The following is a 22,033-nucleotide window of genomic DNA, read 5'->3' on the forward strand; positions in this document are numbered from 1 at the left end:
GGCCGGATGAGGGGCACTTTGCACCGCGCGAGGATGCGAGCGACGACTCCACGTCGCTGTTCGGGCCACTATCGCTGTTCGGGCGTCCCGTCATCCCTGGAGGATTCCTGCATCTGCGACTGCATCGCCCAGAGCTCGCGATTGGTGTCGATCCACTCGGCGGCAATCTCGAGCGGCGCGGGATCGGCCTTGACGAGTTCCTTCCCGGCGTTCCACCGCCGGGCAACCAGCCCCGCTGTCTCCAGGACGACCAGATGCCCCGCAAGGACGTCCTGCCCGATGCCGATGGCCGCAGCGATACCCGCCGCGGGCGTTTCGCCGGCAAACAGGACTTCGAATATGCGGCGGCGCATCGGATCGGCCAGCGCCAGCAACGTATCGTCAAGAGCCGAGGTCATCGCGTTCATCTCGCCGCCGCATGGTCGCTCGAATCGGAGCCGATCTAAGGAACATGCAGGAGATCAAGGAATTACAGCGACTTTCAGGATAGCGAGGACACCGGCCCGCGCTATCCACCAACATTGATCCACGAACGCTCCGCGCTTGCAAGCCCGGTGTTACCGATCTAGCCGCTGAACTTGCCGCTCCGTGGGAAGCCCTTCGGGACGACCCTCCCGGCGCCGGCGCGATCACCCATCCACTCGATCAGTTCGTCCCTGGTCTTGGTGAAGACACGGCCGGCGCTGTCTTCCCAGGTAAGCCCTTCGGCGATTGCGAAAGAGCGGATATCGGAAACGCCGCCATCCTTGTAGCGCTGGAGACGCACGCCCTTGCCGCGCGCCATTTCGGGAACCTGGACCAGCGGGAAGACGAGCATCTTGCGGTTCTCGCCGACGACGGCGAGATGATCGCCCTTGACCGGAACGACGAGCTTGGCCTCGTCGGGCATGGTGACGTTCATCACCTGCTTGCCCTTGCGCGTGTTGGCGACGATATCGCTCTCGGTGACGACGAAGCCATTGCCGGCCGTGGACGAGACGATGAGCTTGCGTGCCGGATCGTGCACGAAGGCCGTCAGCACGTCCTGGTCGTTCTCCATATCGACCATGATGCGCAAGGGTTCTCCGTGACCGCGGCCGCCGGGCAGCTTGTCGCCGCCAAGCGTGTAGGCCTTCCCGCCCGTCGTGAAGATGAGGATCTTGTCCGTGGTCTGGGCGGGAAACGAAACCTTCAGTCCATCGCCGTCCTTGAACTGGAGTGAAGACGTATCGGCGATGTGCCCCTTCAACGCCCGGATCCAGCCTTTCTCCGAGATGACGACCGTGATCGGCTCTTTTTCGATCATCGCCTGCTGAATGGCTTCGACATCCGCGTCGGGCGCGTCGGAGAAGGTGCTGCGGCGCTTGCCGAGCTCGGTCGCCTTGGCGAATTTCTTCTTGACCTCGCCGATTTCCCAGGCGACCGCCTGCCACTGCTTGTCACCAGAGGCGAGCAACGCCTCGATTTCCGCCTTCTCCTTCGACAGCGAATCGAATTCGGTGCGGATCTCGAATTCTTCGAGCTTGCGCAGCGAGCGCAGCCGCATGTTGAGGATCGCTTCGGCCTGGACATCGGTGAGCCCGAAGCGCTCGATCATCACCGCCTTCGGCTCATCCTCCTCGCGGATGATGCGGATGACCTCGTCGATGTTGAGATAGGCGATGAGATAGCCGCCGAGAATCTCGAGCCGCCGATCTATTGCGGCGAGCCGGTGGCGCGAGCGCCGCTGCAGGACCTCCCGGCGGTGCGCCAGCCATTCGCTGAGCACCTCGTTGAGCGCCATGACCCGCGGTACGCGGCCCATCGACAGCACGTTCATGTTCAGCGGAATGCGGCTCTCGAGTTCGGTAAGCTTGAAGAGCGATTCCATCAGGATATTGGCGTCGACCGAGCGGCTCTTCGGCACCAGCACGACGCGGACGTCCTCGGCCGATTCGTCTCTGATATCCTCGAGAAGCGGCAGTTTGCGCGCGATGAGCAGCTCGGCGATCTTTTCGATCAGGCGCGACTTCTGGACCTGATAGGGAATTTCGGTGACGACGATCTGGAAGCCGCCGCGTCCCAGATCCTCTACCGCCCAGCGTGCCCGCACGCGAAAACCGCCGCGGCCGGTCCGATAGGACTCGGCCATGCTTGCGCGGCTCTCGACGATCACGCCCCCGGTCGGGAAATCCGGCCCTTCGATGCCGCCGCGCTGCGGATTGGCCGGATCGAACAGCAGATCCTCCACCGTCGCATCCGGATGCTTGATGAGATGGAGCGCCGCGTCGCAGAGTTCATGCGCATTGTGCGGCGGGATGGAGGTCGCCATGCCGACGGCGATACCGGACGCGCCATTGGCGAGCAGATTCGGGAAGGCGCCGGGAAGCACGGTCGGCTCCTGGTCCTCCTCGTTGTAGGTCGGTCGGAAATCGACCGCGTCCTGGTCGATCCCCTCCAGGAGGAGGGCTGCGACCTCGGTCATCTTCGCTTCGGTGTAACGGTAGGCGGCAGCGTTATCGCCGTCGATATTGCCGAAGTTGCCCTGGCCGTCGACGACCGGATAGCGCTGGGAGAAGTCCTGCGCGAGGCGTACCAGCGCGTCATAGACCGACTGGTCGCCATGCGGGTGGAACTTACCGATGACGTCGCCGACGATACGGGCGCATTTCTTGAACGAGGAATTGGGCCTGAGGCCCATCTCGCTCATGGCATGAATGATCCGGCGATGGACCGGCTTCAGGCCGTCGCGGACATCCGGCAACGCGCGATGCATGATGGTCGACAGCGCATAGGCGAGATAGCGCTCTTCCAGCGCCGCCTTCAGGTCAACCGGCTGAATGTTGTCATCCCCGCCAGACGGCGGCAAAAGGCTTTGTCCCATATGTCCTTGCTACCTCAACAGGCGCGGAACGGCAAGAATTCCGGGTTATGCCACTGTGGAGAACGTCACCGGCGGGGGATCCCTGCCCCGCCCCCGCGCGAGTTTGCACTTGGCGGCAGAACTGCGCTTGCGTATCGTCCGGGCATGATCGACGCAATCAGAACGATTTCACAAGGAACTCCGATGATACATACGCGCAAAGTCCGCCTGATGCTGGCCAGCGCCGCCCTCCTTACCCTCGCCGGACCGGCCATGGCTCTGGACGGCGCGGACATGATGCAAAAGCTCAATGCAGCGACGTCGCCCAACGGCACTTCGGTGACCTACGACAAGGCGGAGGCCGACGGCGACGTGGTGACGGTCACCGGCATGAAGCTGCAGGTGGTGGCGAAGCCCGGCACGTCCATCGACATAGGCGAAGTGACGTTCGAAGGCGTCGAGGAAAAAGGCGGCGGCTACTATGCCGAGACCGTCTCCTTCCCGGATATCGCTGTCAGCGACAAGGATGCAAGCTTCTCGGTCAAGGACATCTCGATCGGCGGCCTGTCCATTCCGGGCAATGCGAGCGGTACCACGATCGATGACATCCTGCTTTATGAAACGGCCGGCACCGGCCCCATGACCGTAAACGTCAAAGGCAAGGACGTCTTCACCGCCGAGAGTACGGAAACCAATCTTACGCGGCAGGAAAACGATGCGGGCTTCGACTTCGACGCGACGCTTGCCGGAATCAAGGCGGATCTGTCGCAGATCGAGGATGCCAAGGCAAAGGAGGCGGTCGAGAAGCTTGGGCTGACGACGCTCGACGGCGGAGTCACGATGAAGGGCAGCTGGGAATTGCAAACCGGCAACCTTGCTCTCGACGAATACGCGCTGGACTTCAAGAATGTCGGCCGACTGAATATCGCGATGGACTTATCCGGCTATACGCTGCAATTCATGAAGTCGTTGCAGGAGGCAGCCAAAGCGGCTGAGGCAAACCCGAACAGGAAGGAAGCCGACCAGGCGATGGCGCTGGCGATGCTCGGCCTCATGCAGCAGCTTACCTTCAACAGCGCCTCGATCCGCTTCGACGATGCATCGATCACGAAAAAGGCGCTCGACTACGCCGGCAGCCAGCAGGGCGTCACCGGCGAACAGCTGGCGCAATCGCTGAAGGGGCTCGTGCCGATCATGATGGCGCAGCTCAATCTCCCGGAACTGCAGAACCAGGTCTCCAGCGCCGTCAACGCCTTTCTCGACAATCCGAAGAGCCTGACGATCAGCGCTGAGCCGGAAAAACCCGTGCCGTTCCCGATGATCATGGGTGCTGCGATGGGGGCTCCCAACACCGTCCCGTCCGTGCTGGGCGTCAAGGTGACGGCGAACGACTGATTGCGCTTATGGCGCGGCCCCATGCGGAACCCCCGGCGGCCTTGTCGCCGGGGTTTTTTTTCATCCGCCCGATCGATGATATGATGCGATGCTTGATGCTCGCACGCGATCGCCTATCTATTTTTGCGTGCCGACAGTTTGCGCATTCCCGACCGACCAAGCGGAAGGAGGACGCCATGGGACTGAAGCATTCGGATATCACCGCCATCCTCGGCCCTGTCGACGAAACGCTGATGGCTGAACTTCTCGCGACGGGCGCGACCGCGAGTGAACTTGCCGAAGCAATAGCGTGGGTCAACAACGACGAGGCGCTGATCGGCGAAGGCCGCCATCTTCCGGCCGGCCGCGTTGCGGCGCTGATCGATATTCTGACGCCCGAGGACGACGAGGAGTGAATGCAATCGGCAGCGACGGGGGAGCACGGCATGGCCGGCTCCCCGTCAACCCGCGGCGCTGCAGGAGGAGCGTGCCGGCGACGCGAAAGAAGCACGAATACATTCGGGAATTCCGTGTGGAGGGAGGCATAAATGGCTGCCAAGGAAGTCAAATTCACCAGTGATGCCCGCGATCGGATGCTGCGCGGCGTGGACATCATGGCCAACGCGGTCCGCGTGACTTTGGGACCGAAGGGGCGGAACGTCGTCATCGACAAGTCCTTCGGTGCACCGCGGATCACCAAGGACGGGGTTTCGGTCGCCAAGGAAATCGAGCTCGAGGACAAGTTCGAGAATATGGGCGCGCAGATGCTGCGCGAAGTGGCGTCGCGCACCAGCGACATTGCCGGCGACGGCACCACCACTGCCACCGTACTCGCGCAGGCTATCGTTAGGGAGGGCGCCAAGGCCGTCGCATCGGGAATGAACCCGATGGATCTGAAGCGCGGCATCGATCTTGCCGTCGAGGCGATCGTCAAGGAACTCAGGAACAATGCCCGCAAGGTCTCCAAAAATGCCGAAATCGCCCAGGTGGCGACGATTTCGGCCAATGGCGATGCCGAAATCGGCCGTTACCTGGCCGAAGCGATGGAAAAGGTCGGCAATGAGGGCGTGATCACCGTCGAGGAGGCCAAGACCGCCGAGATCGAACTCGAAGTCGTCGAGGGAATGGAGTTCGATCGGGGATATCTATCCCCCTATTTCATCACCAATCAGGAAAAGATGAGGGTGGAGCTGGAAGACGCCTACATCCTGCTTCACGAGAAGAAGCTCTCCAACCTGCAGGCGATGATCCCAATTCTCGAATCGGTCATCCAGTCCGGCAAGCCGCTCCTGATCATTGCCGAAGATGTCGAGGGAGAGGCGCTCGCCACCCTCGTCGTCAACAAGCTTCGCGGCGGCCTGAAGATCGCTGCGGTCAAGGCCCCGGGCTTCGGCGACCGTCGCAAGTCCATGCTGGAAGATATCGCGATCCTGACCGGCGGCACCGTCATTTCCGAGGAACTCGGGATCAAGCTCGAAAACACCACGATGGATACCCTCGGCCGTGCGAAGCGCATCATGGTGGACAAGGAGACGACGACGATCGTCGACGGCGCCGGATCGAAGGAGGATATCGGCGGCCGCGTCGCACAGATCAAGGCACAGATCGAGGACACGACCTCGGACTATGATCGAGAGAAGTTGCAGGAGCGGCTCGCCAAGCTCGCGGGCGGCGTCGCGGTCATCCGCGTCGGCGGCTCGACCGAGGTCGAAGTCAAGGAGAAGAAGGACCGTGTCGACGATGCGCTGCATGCAACGCGCGCGGCGGTCGAGGAAGGCATTCTGCCCGGCGGCGGCGTGGCGCTGCTGCGGGTCGTGAGCGCGCTCAACGGTCTTGCCACCGCCAATGACGACCAGCGCGTGGGCATCGAGATCGTCCGCCGCGCAATCGAGGCACCCGTGCGTCAGATCGCCGAGAACGCCGGCGCCGAGGGATCGATCATAGTCGGGAAGCTGCGCGAGAAACAGGATTTCGCCTTTGGCTGGAACGCCCAGACTGGAGAATTCGGCGATCTCTTCCAAATGGGCGTCATCGATCCCGCGAAGGTCGTGCGCGCCGCGCTTCAGGACGCTGCCTCCATCGCCGGTCTTCTCGTGACGACGGAAGCGATGATCGCCGAGAAACCGAAGAAGGACGGGCAGCCGCAGATGCCGCCTGGCGGCGGAATGGACTTCTGAGAAGCGCGCTCGAGCACGCACGACCGATGAAGGCCGCCCCTCATCCCGCTGCCGCGACCTTCTCCCCGTACGACGGGGAGAAGGGACAAGTGGCGAGCCCCCCGCGCGTCTCATTCGCCCCGCTGCGGGCGATGAGGGGCGGAGTTCCGTTCGACATAGCGACGCGCGGTTCGCCGCACACGGCTCTTCATCCCGCTGCGCGACCTTCTCTCCGTTCACGGGAGAAGGGACAAGCGGCGCGCCCCGCGAGTCTCCTTCGCCCCGCTTGCGGGGAGAAGGTGCCGGCAGGCGGATGAGGGGCAGCGCCTAAATCAAACCACCAGGTGTTTCTGATCGAGCGGCTCAAGCCGGTTCTGTTTCGATACCGCCTTCCGCCAGATCCTTGAAGCCGCCGATGTTGTAAACGGCCGAGTATCCCATATCCTGCAGGGTCTTGCCCGCAAGAGCGGAACGGCCGCCGGAGGCACAATGCAGAAGGATGGTCTTGTCCTTCTGAAAGACTGGATTGTGATATTGGCTTTCCGGGTCTGCCCGAAACTCCAGCATGCCCCGCGAGACGTTTACCGCCCCCTTGATCCTGCCGGTTTGCTGGACTTCTGTCGGATCACGGACGTCCACGATCAACACATCACCGGAGCGCATCTTCTCGGCGGCCTCGGCGGGAGACAATTTCGGGACTGAGCCGTTTGCTTCCGCCAGCAGATCCTTGACGCTCTTGACCATTGTTCCCTCCAACCGATGAGTTGCACGGAAAGGAAACGCCTCGAAACACCCGCTGTCAAGGCGAGCGTCACGTACCGCATTCGGGGACACTCTCCTCCTGCGCTTCGAAAACAAGGAACCGGACCAAAGAAAAACCCGGCGAGATCGTCGCCGGGTTCGTTCGGTCTCGAAGAAGATCAATCCTTCTTCTGCGGGATCGGTCGGATCGAGAGCTCCCTGAGTTGCGCAGGCGTCGCCTGAGAAGGCGCGCCCATCAGCAGATCCTGGGCCTGCTGGTTCATGGGGAACAGCGAAATCTCGCGCAGGTTCTTGGCGCCGACCAGCAGCATGACGATGCGATCGATGCCGAAGGCCATGCCGCCATGCGGCGGGGCACCGTACTGGAACGCACGGTAGAGACCGCCGAACCGCTCTTCGACGTCGGCCTGGCTCAGGCCGACATTCTCGAAAGCCTTGACCATCAGTTCCGGCGACTGGTTACGGATCGAGCCCGAGGCGATCTCGAAGCCGTTGCAGACCATGTCGTACTGAAACGCCTTGATCGACAGGAGATCGTCGCTCGAAAGTGCCGTCAGACCGCCCTGCGGCATCGAGAAGGGGTTGTGGGCGAAGTCGACACGCTTTTCCTCCTCGTTCCATTCATAGAACGGGAAGTCCACGATCCAGCAAAGCTCATAGCGGTCCCGGTCGACGAGGTTCAGTTCCTCGCCGGCCCTGGTGCGGGCCTCGCCGGCGAACTTGTAGAACTTCGCCGGCTCGCCAGCCACGAAGAAGCAGGCGTCGCCATCTTCGAGGCCGAGCTGCGTGCGGATCGCATCGGTCCGTTCCTCGCCGATATTCTTGGCCAGCGGACCGGCGCCTTCGAGCTTCTCGCCCTCCTTGCGCCAGAAGATGTAGCCGAGGCCCGGCTGCCCCTGGCTCTGGGCCCAGGCATTCATGCGATCGCAGAATGCGCGGGAGCCGCCGGTCTTGGCGGGAATGGCCCAGATCTCCACCTTCGGGTTGGAGGCGATCATGTTGGCGAAGACCTTGAAGCCGGATCCGGCGAAATGCTCCGTGACTTCCTGCATCTCGATGGGGTTGCGCAGATCCGGCTTGTCGGAACCGTATTTGCGGATCGCCGTGTCGTAGGGGATACGCGGGAACTTGTCGGTCACCGGCTTGCCGCCGGCGAAATCCGAGAAGATTGCCCGGATCATCGGCTCCATGGCGTCCCAGACGTCTTCCTGCTCGACGAAGCTCATCTCGAGGTCGAGCTGGTAGAACTCGCCGGGCAGCCGGTCGGCGCGCGGATCCTCGTCGCGGAAACAGGGCGCGATCTGGAAGTAGCGGTCGAAGCCGGCGACCATCAGAAGCTGCTTGTATTGCTGCGGCGCCTGCGGCAGCGCATAGAAGTTGCCCGGGTGGATGCGGCTCGGCACCAGGAAGTCACGCGCACCTTCCGGCGAGGAGGCCGTCAGGATCGGCGTCGTGTATTCGGTAAAGCCGATGTCGCCCATCCGCCGGCGCATTGCGGCGATGATCTCGGTGCGCCTGACGATGTTCTTGTGCAGCGTCTCGCGGCGGAGATCCAGGAAGCGGTATTTCAGGCGCACGTCTTCCGGATAGTCCGGCTCGCCGAAGACCGGCAGCGGCAGCTCCTTGGCGGCCGAGAGAACCTCGATCTCGCGGGCATAGAGTTCGACCTCGCCGGTGGGCATGTTCTTGTTGACCGTATCGTCGGTGCGCGCCTTGACGGCGCCATCGACGCGAATGACCCATTCGCCGCGCACGGTCTCGGCGGTCTTGAAGGCCGGCGAATCCGGATCGGCGACGACCTGGGTCATGCCGTAATGGTCGCGCAGGTCGATGAAGAGCACGCCGCCGTGATCGCGGACGCGGTGAACCCAGCCGGAAAGGCGAACGGTGGAGCCGACATCCGACTTGCGGAGGGCGGCACAGGTGTGGCTGCGGTAACGGTGCATCGTATAGTCCCGGAATTGCTTAAAGGCCGCGCAGCTCGCAGAACGGCGCAGGGCGGCATGGTCAAAGTCGGGCGGAAAAGCGCATGATGCGCCGGTTTTGTCAAGGCCGCGGCGGCGCCGGCGGCAAGAGCGCTGCCCCGGTCGCACAAGTTGCCCGCTTCGACCACAGCCGCAAGCGGTACGGCGCAAATTTGGACACGAGTGGTCACAAATTGCTACTGTTCCCGCGCGTCAGCCACGGTTAAACAGGGGCAAGGGTCGCGTATCGCGCGAGTCGCGGCCGCAATCGGATGCCTTCTGTTCCATGTCCCAGATTCGCCCGCTCATCCCGCTGCTCGTCACCGCAGGCATTCTGATCGGCGGCAACGGGTTGCAGGGCACGTTCATTTCCTTGAGAGCGCTCGAAGAAGGATTCTCGACCTCGCTGATCGGCGTGATCGGCGCCGGCTACAATGTCGGCTTTGCAATCGGCTGCGTCTACGTCACCCGCATTCTGAGGGCGATCGGCCATATCCGCACCTTTTCGGCGATGGCAGCCATCGCTTCCGCCGCTGCGATCGCCATGGTGCTCGTCATCGATCCGTGGTTCTGGTTCCTGATGCGGCTCGTCGCCGGCATCTGCTTCGCGAGTCTCTTCGCCACGGTCGAGAGCTGGTTGAATGCCAGCGTCACCAACGGCAACCGCGCGCGTACCCTTTCGATCTATCGCCTCGTCGATCTCGGCTCGGTGACGGCTGCACAATATGCAATTCCCGGCATCGGGATCGGCGGCTTCGAGCTTTTCGCCATCATCTCGATGGCGCTGACGCTTTCGCTCGTGCCGATCTCCTTTGCCGATCGGTCGAGCCCGGTCGCACCGGAAGCGATACGCTTCGACGTGAAGGCGCTCTGGAACATCTCGCCGCTGGCCACCATCGGCTGCATCGTCGTCGGCCTCACCAATGCCGCGTTCCGCTCGCTCGGCCCTATCTATGCGCAGGAGATCGGCCTTTCGGTGACGGCGATCGCAACCTTCATGAGCGCCGGCATCATCGGCGGCGTCGTGCTTCAATATCCGCTGGGATACTACTCCGACCGGATCGACCGCAGGCTGATCATCCTGATCGCCACCTTCGGCTCCCTTCTCGCGGGGCTCTTCCTCGCCTTCGTCGCCGGAAGCGACGAGTGGTTGAACTTCGCCGGCATCTTCGCCTTCGGCGCATTCGCGATGCCGCTCTTCTCGCTCTGCTCCGCGCATGCCAACGACCATGCGGCCGAAGGCCAGCATGCGCTCGTCTCCGCCGGCATGCTCTTTTTCTGGTCGCTCGGAGCCATCATCGGGCCGCTCCTCGCATCCTTCCTGCTCGAGATCTTCGAACCGCCTGTGCTCTTCATCTATACGGCAGCAATCCTGGCGCTCTTCATGGCCTACACGATCCGGCGCATGACCGCGCGCAAACCCGTTCCAACCGAGGAACGGTCGATGCGGTTTCGCAGCCTTCTGCGCACATCGTCCTTCTTCAACAAGCTTGCGGGCGGCCAGACGCGGAAAGAGCCTTGATCCGATAGGGCTGCAGCTAGAGCGGGATGAGGAAAAGTGCGTGCGGTTTTCCGCCCGCATCCCGCGTCTCAACTTCTCGGAATCGATCACGATGTTTTAGGTCGACCCGGCCCAAAAACATCGTGATCTACGCGCCGCTGCCGAATTGCTGAAAGTGAAAATCAGGTTTAATAACGGACCGGACCGTTTTTCGGGGGCGAAGCGTGCTTTGCCGCGCCGCTCCCCTCCCTCCGGAAATAGACACGCAAAGATACCGATGCTCAATCGCCGAATGTTTCTCCAGGGTTCAGCCGCGCTTGGCGGCGCCTTCACGCTCGGCGCCGGTCTCGCCGCGAGGGCGGGCGCAGCCCCCGATCCGCAGATCCTGACGGCGCGGTTCGCCGAGGCGCAGATCGCGGCCGGCGGCGTCACCCCCCGGGTCATGACCTATGATCCGGGCGATCCGGCAAGCACCGCCATGCCGCCCGTTTTGAGGATGCGCAAGGGCGAGCCCTTCGCGGCGAGGCTGGTCAACCGTCTGGACGAGCCGACGACCGTCCACTGGCATGGACTGAGGATCGCCAATGCGATGGACGGCGTGCCGGAAATGACGCAGCCCTATGTCTATCCCGGCGACGGCTTCGACTATCTCTTCACACCGCCGGACGCCGGCACCTTCTGGTACCACCCGCACTGCAATACGCTGATGCAGATGGGGAGCGGCCTGACTGGCGTGATCGTCGTCGAGAACCCGGAGGATCCGAGTTTCGATTCCGAGATCGTTCTCAACCTCAGGGACTGGCGGCTCGGCGCGAGCGGCGAGTTCATCGCCCCTTTCAAACCGCGGGATGCGGCGCGCGGCGGGACCTATGGAACGGTGAGAACCGCGAACTGGCAGCGCGAGCCGGTCTACGACGCTCCCGCCGGCGGGCTCGTCCGCGTGAGAATCGCCGCAACCGACGTTACGCGCATCTACACGATCGGGCTCGAAGGCGCAGAGGCCAGGGTGATCGCCCTCGACGGCAACCCGGTCGAAATCCCCTTCGCGCTCGACCGGCTCGACCTCGGCCCCGGCCAGCGCGTCGATCTTGCGCTCCGCATGCCGCAGAGCGAGGGCCAGCACGCACGGCTTGGCAATTTCCGCGGCTCCAGCCCCTGGACGATCGCAGCCTTCCGGGCAGTCGGCACTTCGCTGAAGCGGGAGCTCGGGGATATCGCACCTCTGCCCCCGAACCCCGTTGCCGAAGCCGACATTTCCACGGCCAAGCGTATTCCGATCGACCTGACCGCTACGGCCGAGCACGAGCCGGCCGCTTCGATCTGCGGCTCGCTCGGTTATACGTTCTGGGCGATCAACAAGGTTCCGTGGCCAGGTGACACGCCCGATCCGGTCGCCCCCATCGAGGAACTCAAATTCGGGAAAAGCTATGTGCTGGAGATCGCCAACCGCACGCCGCATGCCCATCCGATCCATCTGCATGGGCTGAGCTTCCGCATCCTCGCCTCTAACAGGCGGAGCGTGCTGCCGCCGCCGACCGACACGATCCTGCTCTTGCCGGACGAACAGGCGCAGCTCGCACTGGTCGCGGACAATCCCGGCGACTGGGTCTTCCATTGCCATATCATCGAACATCAAAAGACCGGGATGTCGGCTTATTTCCGGGTCGCCTGACAATTTCGATTGTGACAGGTGCCGTGAAACGGTACACGGGGAAACTCAAAGCCGCATTTTTGCCACAGTGATTAAAGCCCGATGATTCAAACGACAGCAGATCTTGAGGCCGCCTGCCGAGAGCTGGCCCGTTCAAGCTATATTACGATCGATACGGAGTTCCTGCGCGAAACCACGTTCTGGCCGGTGCTGTGCCTCATTCAGATGGCAAGCCCGGAAATGGCAGTGATCGTCGATCCGATGGCACCCGGGATCGACCTCGCCCCGTTCTTCGCGCTGATGAGCAACCCGGATGTCGTGAAGGTGTTCCACGCCGCCAGGCAGGACATCGAGATCATCCACCATCTCGGAAATCTCATTCCTCATCCGATCTTCGATACGCAGGTGGCCGCGATGGTTTGCGGCTTCGGTGACAGCGTGTCCTATGACCAGCTCGTCAACCGCATCAAGAACGAGCAGATCGACAAGTCGTCCCGCTTCACCGATTGGAGCCGCAGACCGCTCACCGACAAGCAGCTCGACTATGCGCTGGCGGACGTGACGCATCTGAGGGATATCTACCAGTACCTCACCAAGGAACTGGATCGCGAGGGACGCTCCTCATGGCTTGCGGAGGAAATGGCGATCCTCGAAAGCCGGGAGACCTACGATCTCCACCCGGACAATGCCTGGCAGCGGCTGAAGATGCGGGTGAAGAAACCCATCGAGCTCGCCGTCCTGCAGAAGGTGGCGGCGTGGCGCGAACGCGAAGCGCGCGCCCGCAACGTGCCGCGCGGGCGAATTATCAAGGATGATGCGATCTATGAGATTGCGCAGCAGCAGCCGAAGGATGCCGAGGCGCTCGGACGCCTCAGGACCATTCCCAAGGGCTGGGAGCGCTCCAGCGCGGGGACGGCCCTCATCGAGGCAGTCGGCGAAGCCCTTGCGATCCCGAGGGGCGAGCTGCCGCGCCTGCCGCGCCAGAACCACGCACCCGAGGGCGCTGCGGCGGCGAGCGAGCTGCTCAAGGTGCTGCTGAAACTCATCTCCGAAAAGGAGGGAGTCGCGGCCAAGATCATCGCCAACAGCGACGATCTCGACAGGATCGCAGCCGAGGGCGAAGGTGCGGACGTCGCCGCGCTCAAGGGCTGGCGGCGTGAGCTCTTCGGCATGACGGCGCTGAAACTCATCAACGGCGAGGTGGCATTGCGCTTCGTCGACAAAAAAGTCGAGGCGATGGAAATCGGCGGTTGAAAACCGCCGCTCGACGACAACTTTCCGCCCGAATCTGAGCTTAGCCGAGACATTTCGAGGGCTGATCGCCGCCGCCCGGCCCCGCGGGCTTCAACTGCATGTGTCCTTTCAGGACAAAACATGTAGCAACTCAAATTGCTCCGGCGACCTTTGCGTGCCTGATAAGACGCGCGGCGCTGTAAATTCTCGATTTCGAGGCTGTCACATGCGCTGGAGATTTTCCACGCTCGAGATCATCCTGTTGCTGCTCGTCGTCGCCGGCAGCGGCATGGCCTATGCGTGGGTCGTCTACGGCGGCGGCGGCCTGATCGGCGCAACCTATGCGCTCTTCATGTGCATGCCGATTCTCGCCTTTGAACGGCACATCATCTTCCGGCGCCTTTACCGGAGAATCCACGGATCGCCGACGCCGGCGTTTCTTCTCTCGTCCCTCGCCGTCTACTTCATATTCGTCAACGTCGGATACGCAGCCGCCGGGCTGCTTTTGCACGTCGCCGGCGTCATGCGTGAAAGCAGGACGGACGCGATGCTGCCATCGCTCAACGTGCTGGTGTACGCACTTGCGACCTCCGGTCCGATCATCTTCGTGCTCAGGGTGCGCGAATTGCTCGGCCGCGACGTTTTCCTGAGCCTCCTGACCGGACGATACCGCAAGCCGGTGCAGGAGGAACGCGTGTTTCTTTTCATCGATCTCGCCGGATCGACATCGCTTGCCGAGCGCTTCGGCGACCTGCGCATGCAGGAATATTTGGGAAAGCTGTTTGCAGCCATGGCTGATCCCGTGCTGCGCTATGGCGGGTCCATCGACGACTATGTCGGCGACGCTGCCGTGATCACCTGGCCTTACGATCGCGCTGTCGCGGATGCAGCCTGCATCCGCTGCGTGTTCGACATTCTGGAGCAGATCGAAGCGGACGCCCATCGCTGGCAAAAAGACTACGGCGAGGTGCCGCGCCTGCGTGCCGCTCTGCATGGCGGCACGATCGTTGCCGCGGAGATCGGCGTCGACAAGCACAAGATCACCTATTTCGGCGACACCGTGAACACGACGGCACGCCTCGAGGGCCTGTGCCGAACGCTAAACCGTCAGGTCTTGATCTCAGCCGATCTGCTGCGGCGCTTGCGCCCGCCCGTCTTCGTGCGCGCCGAGGATCTCGGCGAGCATGAGGTCAAAGGTCGTGGCCAGAAGCTCGCGGTTCTGTCGCTCACGGCCGGTTCGCTCAGCGGCGACGGCGCCACGGAACCAGCCGGGGAGACCGTTCGCAGTCCGGCCGCCGAGGCTTTCACCTCGCTGTAAGACAAACATCAAACAGTTGTCATCGAAGCCGCCTATCGGGTTCACCTGCACTCCAACCCGAGGTGAAGTTATGACGAAATCCATCCTTGCCGCCATGGCGCTGACCCTGCTGGCGTCGAGCGCCGCGCTTGCCGAGGAAAAGGCCTTCCCTGCAAGGCTCGAGGCGCATGCGATCCTTCCCGCAAACACCATCGTCGCCGCGCCGGCGGATGCCGCGGACTACCTCAAGACCTCGGGCAAGTTCTCGACCGCCGACCGCAAGCGCGCCGCCGAACTGGGCAGCGTCGCCGGCAAGGACGGCGTTCGCCCGACCGGTTTGTCGCTTCCCTTCAACGGCCAGCCGATGCAGGGCTTCTCCGGCATCAAGGCGATGGAGGACGGCACTTTCTGGAGCCTTTCGGACAACGGCTTCGGCAACAAGCTCAACTCGACCGACGCCATGCTGATGCTCCACCATCTCAAGATCGACTGGGACGCCGGCAGGGTCGAGGCGTTGAAGACCCTGTTCCTGTCCGACCCCGAGCGCAAGACCCCCTTCCCCATCGTCATGGAAGGCTCGGCCACCCGCTATCTCACGGGCGGCGACTTCGACGTCGAATCGATCCAGCCGGTCGCCGACGGCTTCTGGGTCGGTGAGGAATTCGGCCCCTACATCCTGAAGTTCGACCTTGACGGCAAGCTCACCGACGTCATTGCGACTGTTGTCGGCGGCAAGCCCGTGCTCTCGCCCGACAATCCGGCACTGACGCTGCAGGCAGACCCCTCCAAGAAGGCACCGGACTTCAACCTGAAGCGCTCCGGCGGTTACGAAGGTCTGGCACTTTCGAAGGACGGCTCGAAGCTCTACGGACTGCTCGAAGGGCCGATCTGGGCAGACAGCGAGTCGGTGGAAGAGGCGGAGGGCCGGCCGGCGCTGCGGATCGTCGAGCTCGACGCCGGCAGCAAGGCCTGGACCGGGCGCAGCTGGCTGTATCCGCTGGCCGAAGGCGGTGAAGCGATCGGCGATTTCAACATGCTCGACGAGAAGACTGCGCTGGTGATCGAGCGCGACAACGGCGCCGGCACCGTCGACAAGGCCTGCGCGGACCCCAAGAACCCGCAGCCGGATTGCTTCGCCGTCGGGTCGAAGCTGAAGCGTGTCTACAAGATTGCCATGGACGATGAAAACGTCGGCAAGGCCGTGCGCAAGATCGGCTATGTCGACCTGCTGAAAATCGCCGATCCGGACAACCGCAAGCGCCAGGGCGGCGGCGAGGGCTATTACGACATGCCCTTCGTCACCATCGAGAATGTCGACCGCGTGGACGAGACGCATATCATCGTCGGCAACGACAACAACCTGCCTTTCTCCGCCGGGCGTTCCCTCGACAAGGCGGACGACAATGAATTCGTGTTGCTCGAAGTGGGCGAATTCCTGAAGGCCGAATAGACCCACTCCTCCTGCCCTCATCCCTGTGACAAGGCAAGCACAGGGATGTGGGCACAGGGATGTGGGCACAGGGTTGAGGGCGCACGGTTGTGCCGCACGTCCTTGGCGCGTCGAGCGCGAACGTTCGAAAGAGCAATCAGCGCTCGAAGGAGAAGGCGAGCTTCTTGCCGGTAAGCTTGCCGAGCTGCTGGAGCCGGCCGTCGAGGCGTTCGCCCTCGAAGTCGGCATAGGCTGCCGGGACGACGAATTCGAGATCGATGTCGGGCTTCGAAGATCGCCGGAGCGTGAGGTGGCGCGCCACACCCGGCATGGAGGCCGAAAAGAGATAGGCGACGCGCAACAGCCCGCCCAGGAGCTTGGCCAGTTCGTGCAGGCGCGGCGTCGTGATGCCGGCGAGCGGGCTCGTGGCGCCGTCGTCGTTGAGCCCTTCGAAGCGATAGTAATTCGCGAGCGCGATATAGGCCCGCCCCGCATGGGTGATACCCGTGAAGGCCGAGTGCGCAATGATGTTCAGCGCCTGCAGACCGCGATAGTCGGGATGCGCCCGCCAGCTGATATCCGCCAACAAACAGGCGGCCTGACGGTAGCGCCTCTCCTCTTCCGTCTCCTCGACGCCGAAGAACGGCACCAGGCGGCCGGTCCATTCGGCGAGCTCGCGCGCATGCTCGGGCGAGCGGGCGCGAAGGATGGCGAGTTCGTTGGCAGCGGTCAGCAGCGGGTCCTGCCGGCGCTCCTCCTCGGAAAGCAGCGAAAAGAGATAGCCCTCGCGGACGCCCAGCGCGGAAAAGGAGATGCGCTCGGGTTGCATGATGGAGATTGCCTCCTGCATCGTCACCGCCCCGTAGGGCAGCAGGCTCCGGCGGCTCTTGGAAATCGTCGCATAGGCGGAGGGCTTGATATTCTTCGGCTCGATCACTTCGGCGAGGATCGCCAGCGCTTCGTCATAGGAGATTTCGTAACCCTGCATCATGTGCAGCGGGTAATTGTGCATCTCCATGTGCAGCTTGGCGATCGCTCGCCAGGTTCCGCCCACGGCGTAGAACGTGCGTCCGGTCCCCTTCTTCAGGACCTCGGCATTTTTCATGAACTTGCGTACCCAGGTCCGCGCCTTGCTGAGCGAGCCGCTCGAATGTTCGAAGAGGCGAATGCCGCCCAGCGGCAGCGTTATGCCTTTGCCGATCCGCTTGCCGTTTACATCGACAAGCTCGAGCGAGCCGCCGCCGAGATCGCCGACGACGCCATCCGGCTCGTGGTAGCTGCTGACGATGCCCATCGCCGAATAATAGGCTTCCTCCTCACCGCTCAGGATCTTCACCCTTTGCCCGAGGATGGCTTCCGCCCTTTCGATGAAGGCCGCTCCGTTGGTGGCCTCCCGCGCCGCAGCGGTCGCGAGCACATACATCTCGGTCGCGCGCGCCTGGTCGGAGAGCGCACGAAAGCGGTGCAGCGCCCTCAGCGCCCTCGCCACGCTTTCCTCCTCCATTCGGCCGGTCGCATCGATGCCCTTGCCGAGGCCGCACATCACCTTCTCGTTGAAAAGCATCGCCGGCGAACGGCTCAGCCCTTCATAGACGACGAGACGAATGGAGTTGGAGCCGATATCCACAACGGAGACCGGGCGGATACCGGGCAGACGTCCCTGCGCTTCAGATTCGACCATGCAATTCCAGTTTACTTGTGCCAGCCGCTCTTCCAGCCGGCGATCAGCTTCGGTGCACTGGATTTCAGAGCCTCACCCCGGCCCGAAAGGCTCGGATTGGTCATGAAATAATGCTGAGCGTTGAACGGCTCGGCGTCCTTGCCGACTTCCATGCGGCGCGAGGTGCCGTCCGGAAGAATCTCGTAGCTCTGCTGGTTGTCGATGAGATTGCCCAGCATGATCTGCGAAAGAACCTGTTCGTGCACAGTGCGGTTGATGAGAGGAACGAGCGTCTCCACCCGCCTATCCAGATTGCGCGGCATCATATCCGCCGAGCCGATATAGACAAGCGCATTCTCCGATGGAAGTCCATGTCCGTTGCCGAAGCAGAAAATTCTTGAATGCTCCAGGAAGCGGCCGACGATGGATTTGACGCGGATGTTGTCGGAGAGCCCGGGCACCTGCGGCCTGAGACAGCAGATGCCGCGCACGACGAGATCGATCACGACGCCCGCGCAGCTTGCCTTGTAGAGCGCGTCGATGATTTCCGGATCCACCAGGGAGTTCATCTTCATCCAGATCGACGCCGGACGCCCGGCTTGCGCATGGACGATCTCCTCCTCGATGTGCTTGAGGATGCGCGGACGCAGCGTATGCGGTGAGACCGCGAGCTTCATGCCCCCTTCCGGCTCGCCGTAGCCGGTGATGAAGTTGAAGATGTTCGCCATGTCGTGGGCGATCACCGGGTTGCAGGTGAAGAACGACAGGTCGGTGTAGATTTTCGCCGTGACCGGGTGGTAGTTGCCGGTACCGAGATGGCAATAGGTCCTGAGCTTGCCCTCCTCACGGCGCACCACCATCGACATCTTTGCGTGGGTCTTCAATTCGATGAAGCCGAAAACCACCTGCACGCCGGCGCGCTCGAGATCGCGCGCCCAGCGGATATTTGCCTCCTCGTCGAAGCGCGCCTTCAGCTCGACAAGCGCGGTCACCGACTTGCCGGCCTCGGCGGCATCGATCAGCGCGCGCACGATCGGGCTGTCGTTCGAGGTTCGGTAGAGCGTCTGCTTGATCGCCAGCACGTCCGGATCGCGCGCAGCCTGCAGCAGGAACTGCACGACGACGTCGAAGGATTCGTAGGGGTGGTGGACCACCATGTCCTTTTCGCGGATGGCCGCAAGACAGTCGCCCGCGTGTTCGCGTACGCGTTCCGGGAAGCGCGGGTTGTAGGGCTCGAAGCGCAAATCCTCGCGCGGCGCCTTGGTGATTTCCGAAAGCGTATTCAGCGCCAGCAGGCCAGGCAGTACCGCGACGCGATTTTCGGGAACGCCGAGTTCCTGCACGACGAACTGACGCAGCGAAGCCGGCATTTCGGAATCGGTCTCGATGCGGATCACCGACCCGCGGCGGCGGCGCTTGAGGGCCGTCTCGAAAAGGCGCACGAGGTCTTCGGCTTCCTCCTCGACTTCGATGTCGCTGTCTCGAATGATGCGGAACGTGCCCGACCCCTTCACCTCGTAGCCGGGGAAAAGCCGGTCGATGAACTGGCTGACGACGTCTTCGAGGGTGATGTAGCGGATGACGTTCTTGACGTCCGGCAGGCGAACGAAGCGATCGAGCGCCACGGGCAGGCGCAGCAGTGCCGTCATCGGGTCGCGACCGGTCTTGCTGACGAGCTGCAGGCCGATCGAGAAGCCGAGATTGGGAATGAACGGGAACGGATGTGCCGGGTCGATCGAGAGCGGCGTCAGCACGGGGAAGATCGCCTGGTCGAATTCGTTCGCGAGCCAGCTGCGATCCTGCGCGGAAAGCGAAGCCGGACGGACGATGAGGATATCTTCCTTGGCGAGATATTGCTGCAGGACGGCAAGCGATGCCTGCTGCTCCATCTGCAGATTGTCGACCTCCGTCAGAATGCTCTCGAGCGTTTCCGCCGGCGTCAGGCCGTCCGGGCTGCGCAGCGAAAGCCCGGAACGGACCTGGCCCTCCAGACCCGCGACGCGAACCATGAAGAATTCATCGAGATTGGCGGCGGAGATCGATAGAAAACGGACGCGCTCCAGAAGGGGATGCGCCGTGTTCAGCGTCTCCTCGAGGACCCGGCGGTTGAACTGAAGCCAGGAGAACTCGCGGTTGACGAAGCGCTCGGGGCTCTTGAGAAGGTCCAGCGCCTCGGCCGGCGCCTCACGCTTCTGCTCGGCAGATGCCTCGTGTTCCGTGATTGCAGACGTTGCGCTGTCCATGCCTGTAAAGCCCCATTACTCCGAACGAACGAGCTACCCCAGTTTGACGACGGAACTGTGACAGTCAATCGGAGAGGCTTGTATTTGCAAGCTCTTCCAGGACTTCCGCCGCCAGGGCGCGGGTCGGCCGCGTTCCGCGCGCAAGCGCCAGATGATCTATCCGCTCGACGATGGTCTGTGCCGCCTCCAGCGAGCGTTCCATCCGCGCGACGACGTAGCCGACCAGGCGCTCGTCGACCAGGAGCTGGCGGTCGGCAAAAAGCTTGGTGAGCACCTGTACGAGCAGTTCGTCGTCGGGCTCGCCGATTTCGACCACGGTGGCAGCCTTGAGGCGCGACTTGAGGTCAGGAAGCCCCACCGGCCATGACATCGGCCATAGCCGTGACGTCATCAAAAGCGCCGTGCCGTTCTGGCGCACGCTGTTGATGACATGGAAGAGAGCCGCATCGTCGAAGCCCTGCCGGTCGGCATCCTCGAAGAGGACCGGCTTTTCCGCGGCGATATCGGCGGCGTTCGAGCCGGCAAAGGGATGTATCGGCTCCGCTCTGGCCTTTTCGCGCCAGATGCCCGCAAGGTGCGATTTGCCGGAACCGACCGGCCCGCAGATGATGACCACCGGCGACGGCCAGGCGGGCCAGTGATCGACGATGGAAATGGCCGCGCTCAACCGGTCCGAGACGAGCAGGTCGTCGCGACCGGTTGCGGGCGCATGGCCAAAGACCAAAGGCAATTGTTCGGACAGATGTCTCTTCATGCATTACCCGTGAGCATTCACTTTCTGAAGCTACGCACTTCCGCACCGAAAAGCTCTAGCCGTGGCTCTCCGGCTCCTTGTGAACGGCTGTTCTATGCCCGTGATAGAGATCGCTATCAAGGTACCGCTGGATGCCGAAGCGGACAAGCACACCGATCGCGGCCGCCGCGGGCACCGCCACGAGCAGGCCGACGAAGCCGAAGAGCGCGCCGAACGCAAGCAGGGCGAACATCAGCCAGACCGGGTGCAGCCCGACGCTTTTGCCGACCAGTTTCGGCTGCAGAATATTGCCTTCGAGAAACTGGCCGCTGAAGAAAACGGCGAGAACCAAAAGGATCCAGACATAGTCCGGCCAGAACTGAACGAGCGCGACGCCGAGCGCAAGCACGAGGCCGACCAGCGATCCCACATAGGGAATGAAACTGATCATGCCGGCGAAGAGGCCGATCAGGAGGCCGAAATTGAGCCCCACCATCGTCAGCCCGATCCCGTAATAGAGGCCGAGGATCAGGCAGAGCGAGCCCTGGCCGCGGACAAATCCGGCGATGGTCGTATTCATGTCGCGAGCGATCTGCCGCACGACCTCGACGTAATCGCGCGGTATCCAGCTGTCGACCCTGTCGACCATACGGTCCCAGTCGAGCAGCAAATAGAAGGCGACGACAGGGGTGATGACGAACAGGGACAGGATATTGAGAAGTGCCAAGCCGGAGTTCCAGATCTGCTGGAACAGCGTGCCGAGGAAGCTAGCGCCTTGCTCCAAAAGCTTGGCCGAGTTCTGTTTGATCGTCGTCATCTGGCCGGCGAGCCAGTCCGGCAACAGCGTCGACTGGCTGTCGGTCAGGAATTCCTGAAGCCTCGTGATGTATCCCGGCATTTTCTGAATGAATTCGGCAGCCTGCGTGACGACCAGCGGAACGATGATCATCAGCGACAGCGCCAGCACGACGACGAAGGCGACCAGGATGGCGATTGTCGCCATCAGCCGGCTCAGACCGAGCCGCTCCAGGCGATCGGCCACAGGATCGAGAAAATAGGCGAGCGCCATGCCGGCGAGGAAGGGCAGAAGAATGGAACTGAACACCAGCAGGAAGGCAATGAAGCCGACAAGCACTAGCAGCCAGAAAAAGATCTGGCGCTGAAGTCCCATACTGCTGACCCGATCGCCCATGACGGCCCCCGTTGCGC

16 protein-coding genes are annotated in these 22,033 nt (G+C 62.7%); 8 read left to right on the forward strand and 8 right to left on the reverse strand.

Annotated elements, in window-relative coordinates; all coding sequences use genetic code 11:
- Positions 1–68: 68 nt before the first annotated feature.
- Positions 69–407, reverse strand: coding sequence for an ArsR/SmtB family transcription factor (locus JOH52_RS18865; RefSeq protein WP_014529819.1), 339 nt, complete (start codon positions 405–407; stop codon positions 69–71).
- Between the two features lie 158 nt (positions 408–565).
- A complete protein-coding gene (gene parC, locus JOH52_RS18870; protein WP_003529331.1) occupies positions 566–2,842 on the reverse strand; it encodes a DNA topoisomerase IV subunit A in 2,277 nt (758 codons plus the stop codon).
- Positions 2,843–3,025: 183 nt separating this feature from the next.
- Between parC and JOH52_RS18875 the strand changes: the two genes are divergently transcribed.
- From JOH52_RS18875 to groL, 3 genes are all read left to right on the forward strand, one after another.
- Entirely contained in the window at positions 3,026–4,216 is a 1,191-nt protein-coding gene (locus JOH52_RS18875; RefSeq protein WP_010969105.1) for an AsmA family protein, read from the forward strand.
- A 176-nt stretch (positions 4,217–4,392) separates the two neighbouring features.
- Positions 4,393–4,611, forward strand: coding sequence for a hypothetical protein (locus tag JOH52_RS18880; RefSeq protein WP_010969104.1), 219 nt, complete (start codon positions 4,393–4,395; stop codon positions 4,609–4,611).
- A 132-nt stretch (positions 4,612–4,743) separates the two neighbouring features.
- A complete protein-coding gene (gene groL / locus JOH52_RS18885; RefSeq protein ID WP_003529335.1) occupies positions 4,744–6,372 on the forward strand; it encodes a chaperonin GroEL in 1,629 nt (542 codons plus the stop codon).
- 342 nt (positions 6,373–6,714) lie between these two features.
- Here groL and JOH52_RS18890 read toward each other — a convergent pair whose 3' ends face one another.
- On the reverse strand, positions 6,715–7,095 hold the full coding sequence (locus tag JOH52_RS18890) for a rhodanese-like domain-containing protein (protein ID WP_003529341.1): 381 nt from the start codon (positions 7,093–7,095) through the stop codon (positions 6,715–6,717).
- A 176-nt stretch (positions 7,096–7,271) separates the two neighbouring features.
- Positions 7,272–9,059: an aspartate--tRNA ligase gene (aspS, locus tag JOH52_RS18895; RefSeq protein ID WP_010969102.1), complete on the reverse strand. Its 1,788-nt coding sequence runs from the start codon at positions 9,057–9,059 to the stop codon at positions 7,272–7,274.
- Positions 9,060–9,156: 97 nt separating this feature from the next.
- Between aspS and JOH52_RS18900 the strand changes: the two genes are divergently transcribed.
- The 5 genes from JOH52_RS18900 (at position 9,157) to JOH52_RS18920 (ending at position 16,209) form a co-directional block, all read left to right on the forward strand.
- A complete protein-coding gene (locus JOH52_RS18900; protein ID WP_324603384.1) occupies positions 9,157–10,599 on the forward strand; it encodes an MFS transporter in 1,443 nt (480 codons plus the stop codon).
- A gap of 256 nt (positions 10,600–10,855) precedes the next feature.
- A complete protein-coding gene (locus tag JOH52_RS18905) occupies positions 10,856–12,250 on the forward strand; it encodes a multicopper oxidase family protein (protein ID WP_010969100.1) in 1,395 nt (464 codons plus the stop codon).
- Between the two features lie 81 nt (positions 12,251–12,331).
- Positions 12,332–13,483, forward strand: coding sequence for a ribonuclease D (rnd, locus tag JOH52_RS18910; protein ID WP_010969099.1), 1,152 nt, complete (start codon positions 12,332–12,334; stop codon positions 13,481–13,483).
- A 205-nt stretch (positions 13,484–13,688) separates the two neighbouring features.
- Complete coding sequence (cya2, locus tag JOH52_RS18915; RefSeq protein ID WP_010969098.1) at positions 13,689–14,780, forward strand: adenylate cyclase Cya2; 1,092 nt, start codon at positions 13,689–13,691, stop codon at positions 14,778–14,780.
- Positions 14,781–14,850: 70 nt separating this feature from the next.
- Positions 14,851–16,209: an esterase-like activity of phytase family protein gene (locus JOH52_RS18920; protein WP_014529821.1), complete on the forward strand. Its 1,359-nt coding sequence runs from the start codon at positions 14,851–14,853 to the stop codon at positions 16,207–16,209.
- A gap of 136 nt (positions 16,210–16,345) precedes the next feature.
- On the opposite strand, the gene ppx is transcribed toward JOH52_RS18920, so the two are convergent.
- The 4 genes from ppx to JOH52_RS18940 form a co-directional block, all read right to left on the reverse strand.
- Positions 16,346–17,869 (reverse strand): exopolyphosphatase, encoded by a 1,524-nt coding sequence (gene ppx, locus JOH52_RS18925; RefSeq protein WP_003529361.1) that lies wholly within the window; start codon positions 17,867–17,869, stop codon positions 16,346–16,348.
- 11 nt (positions 17,870–17,880) lie between these two features.
- Positions 17,881–20,091, reverse strand: coding sequence for an RNA degradosome polyphosphate kinase (locus JOH52_RS18930; RefSeq protein WP_003529363.1), 2,211 nt, complete (start codon positions 20,089–20,091; stop codon positions 17,881–17,883).
- A gap of 64 nt (positions 20,092–20,155) precedes the next feature.
- Entirely contained in the window at positions 20,156–20,845 is a 690-nt protein-coding gene (gene hdaA, locus JOH52_RS18935) for a DnaA regulatory inactivator HdaA (protein ID WP_010969096.1), read from the reverse strand.
- Positions 20,846–20,900: 55 nt separating this feature from the next.
- A complete protein-coding gene (locus tag JOH52_RS18940; RefSeq protein WP_010969095.1) occupies positions 20,901–22,016 on the reverse strand; it encodes an AI-2E family transporter in 1,116 nt (371 codons plus the stop codon).
- Positions 22,017–22,033: the final 17 nt, after the last annotated feature.

This window comes from Sinorhizobium meliloti, assembly GCF_017876815.1.
GTDB classification, from domain to species: Bacteria; Pseudomonadota; Alphaproteobacteria; order Rhizobiales; family Rhizobiaceae; genus Sinorhizobium; species Sinorhizobium meliloti.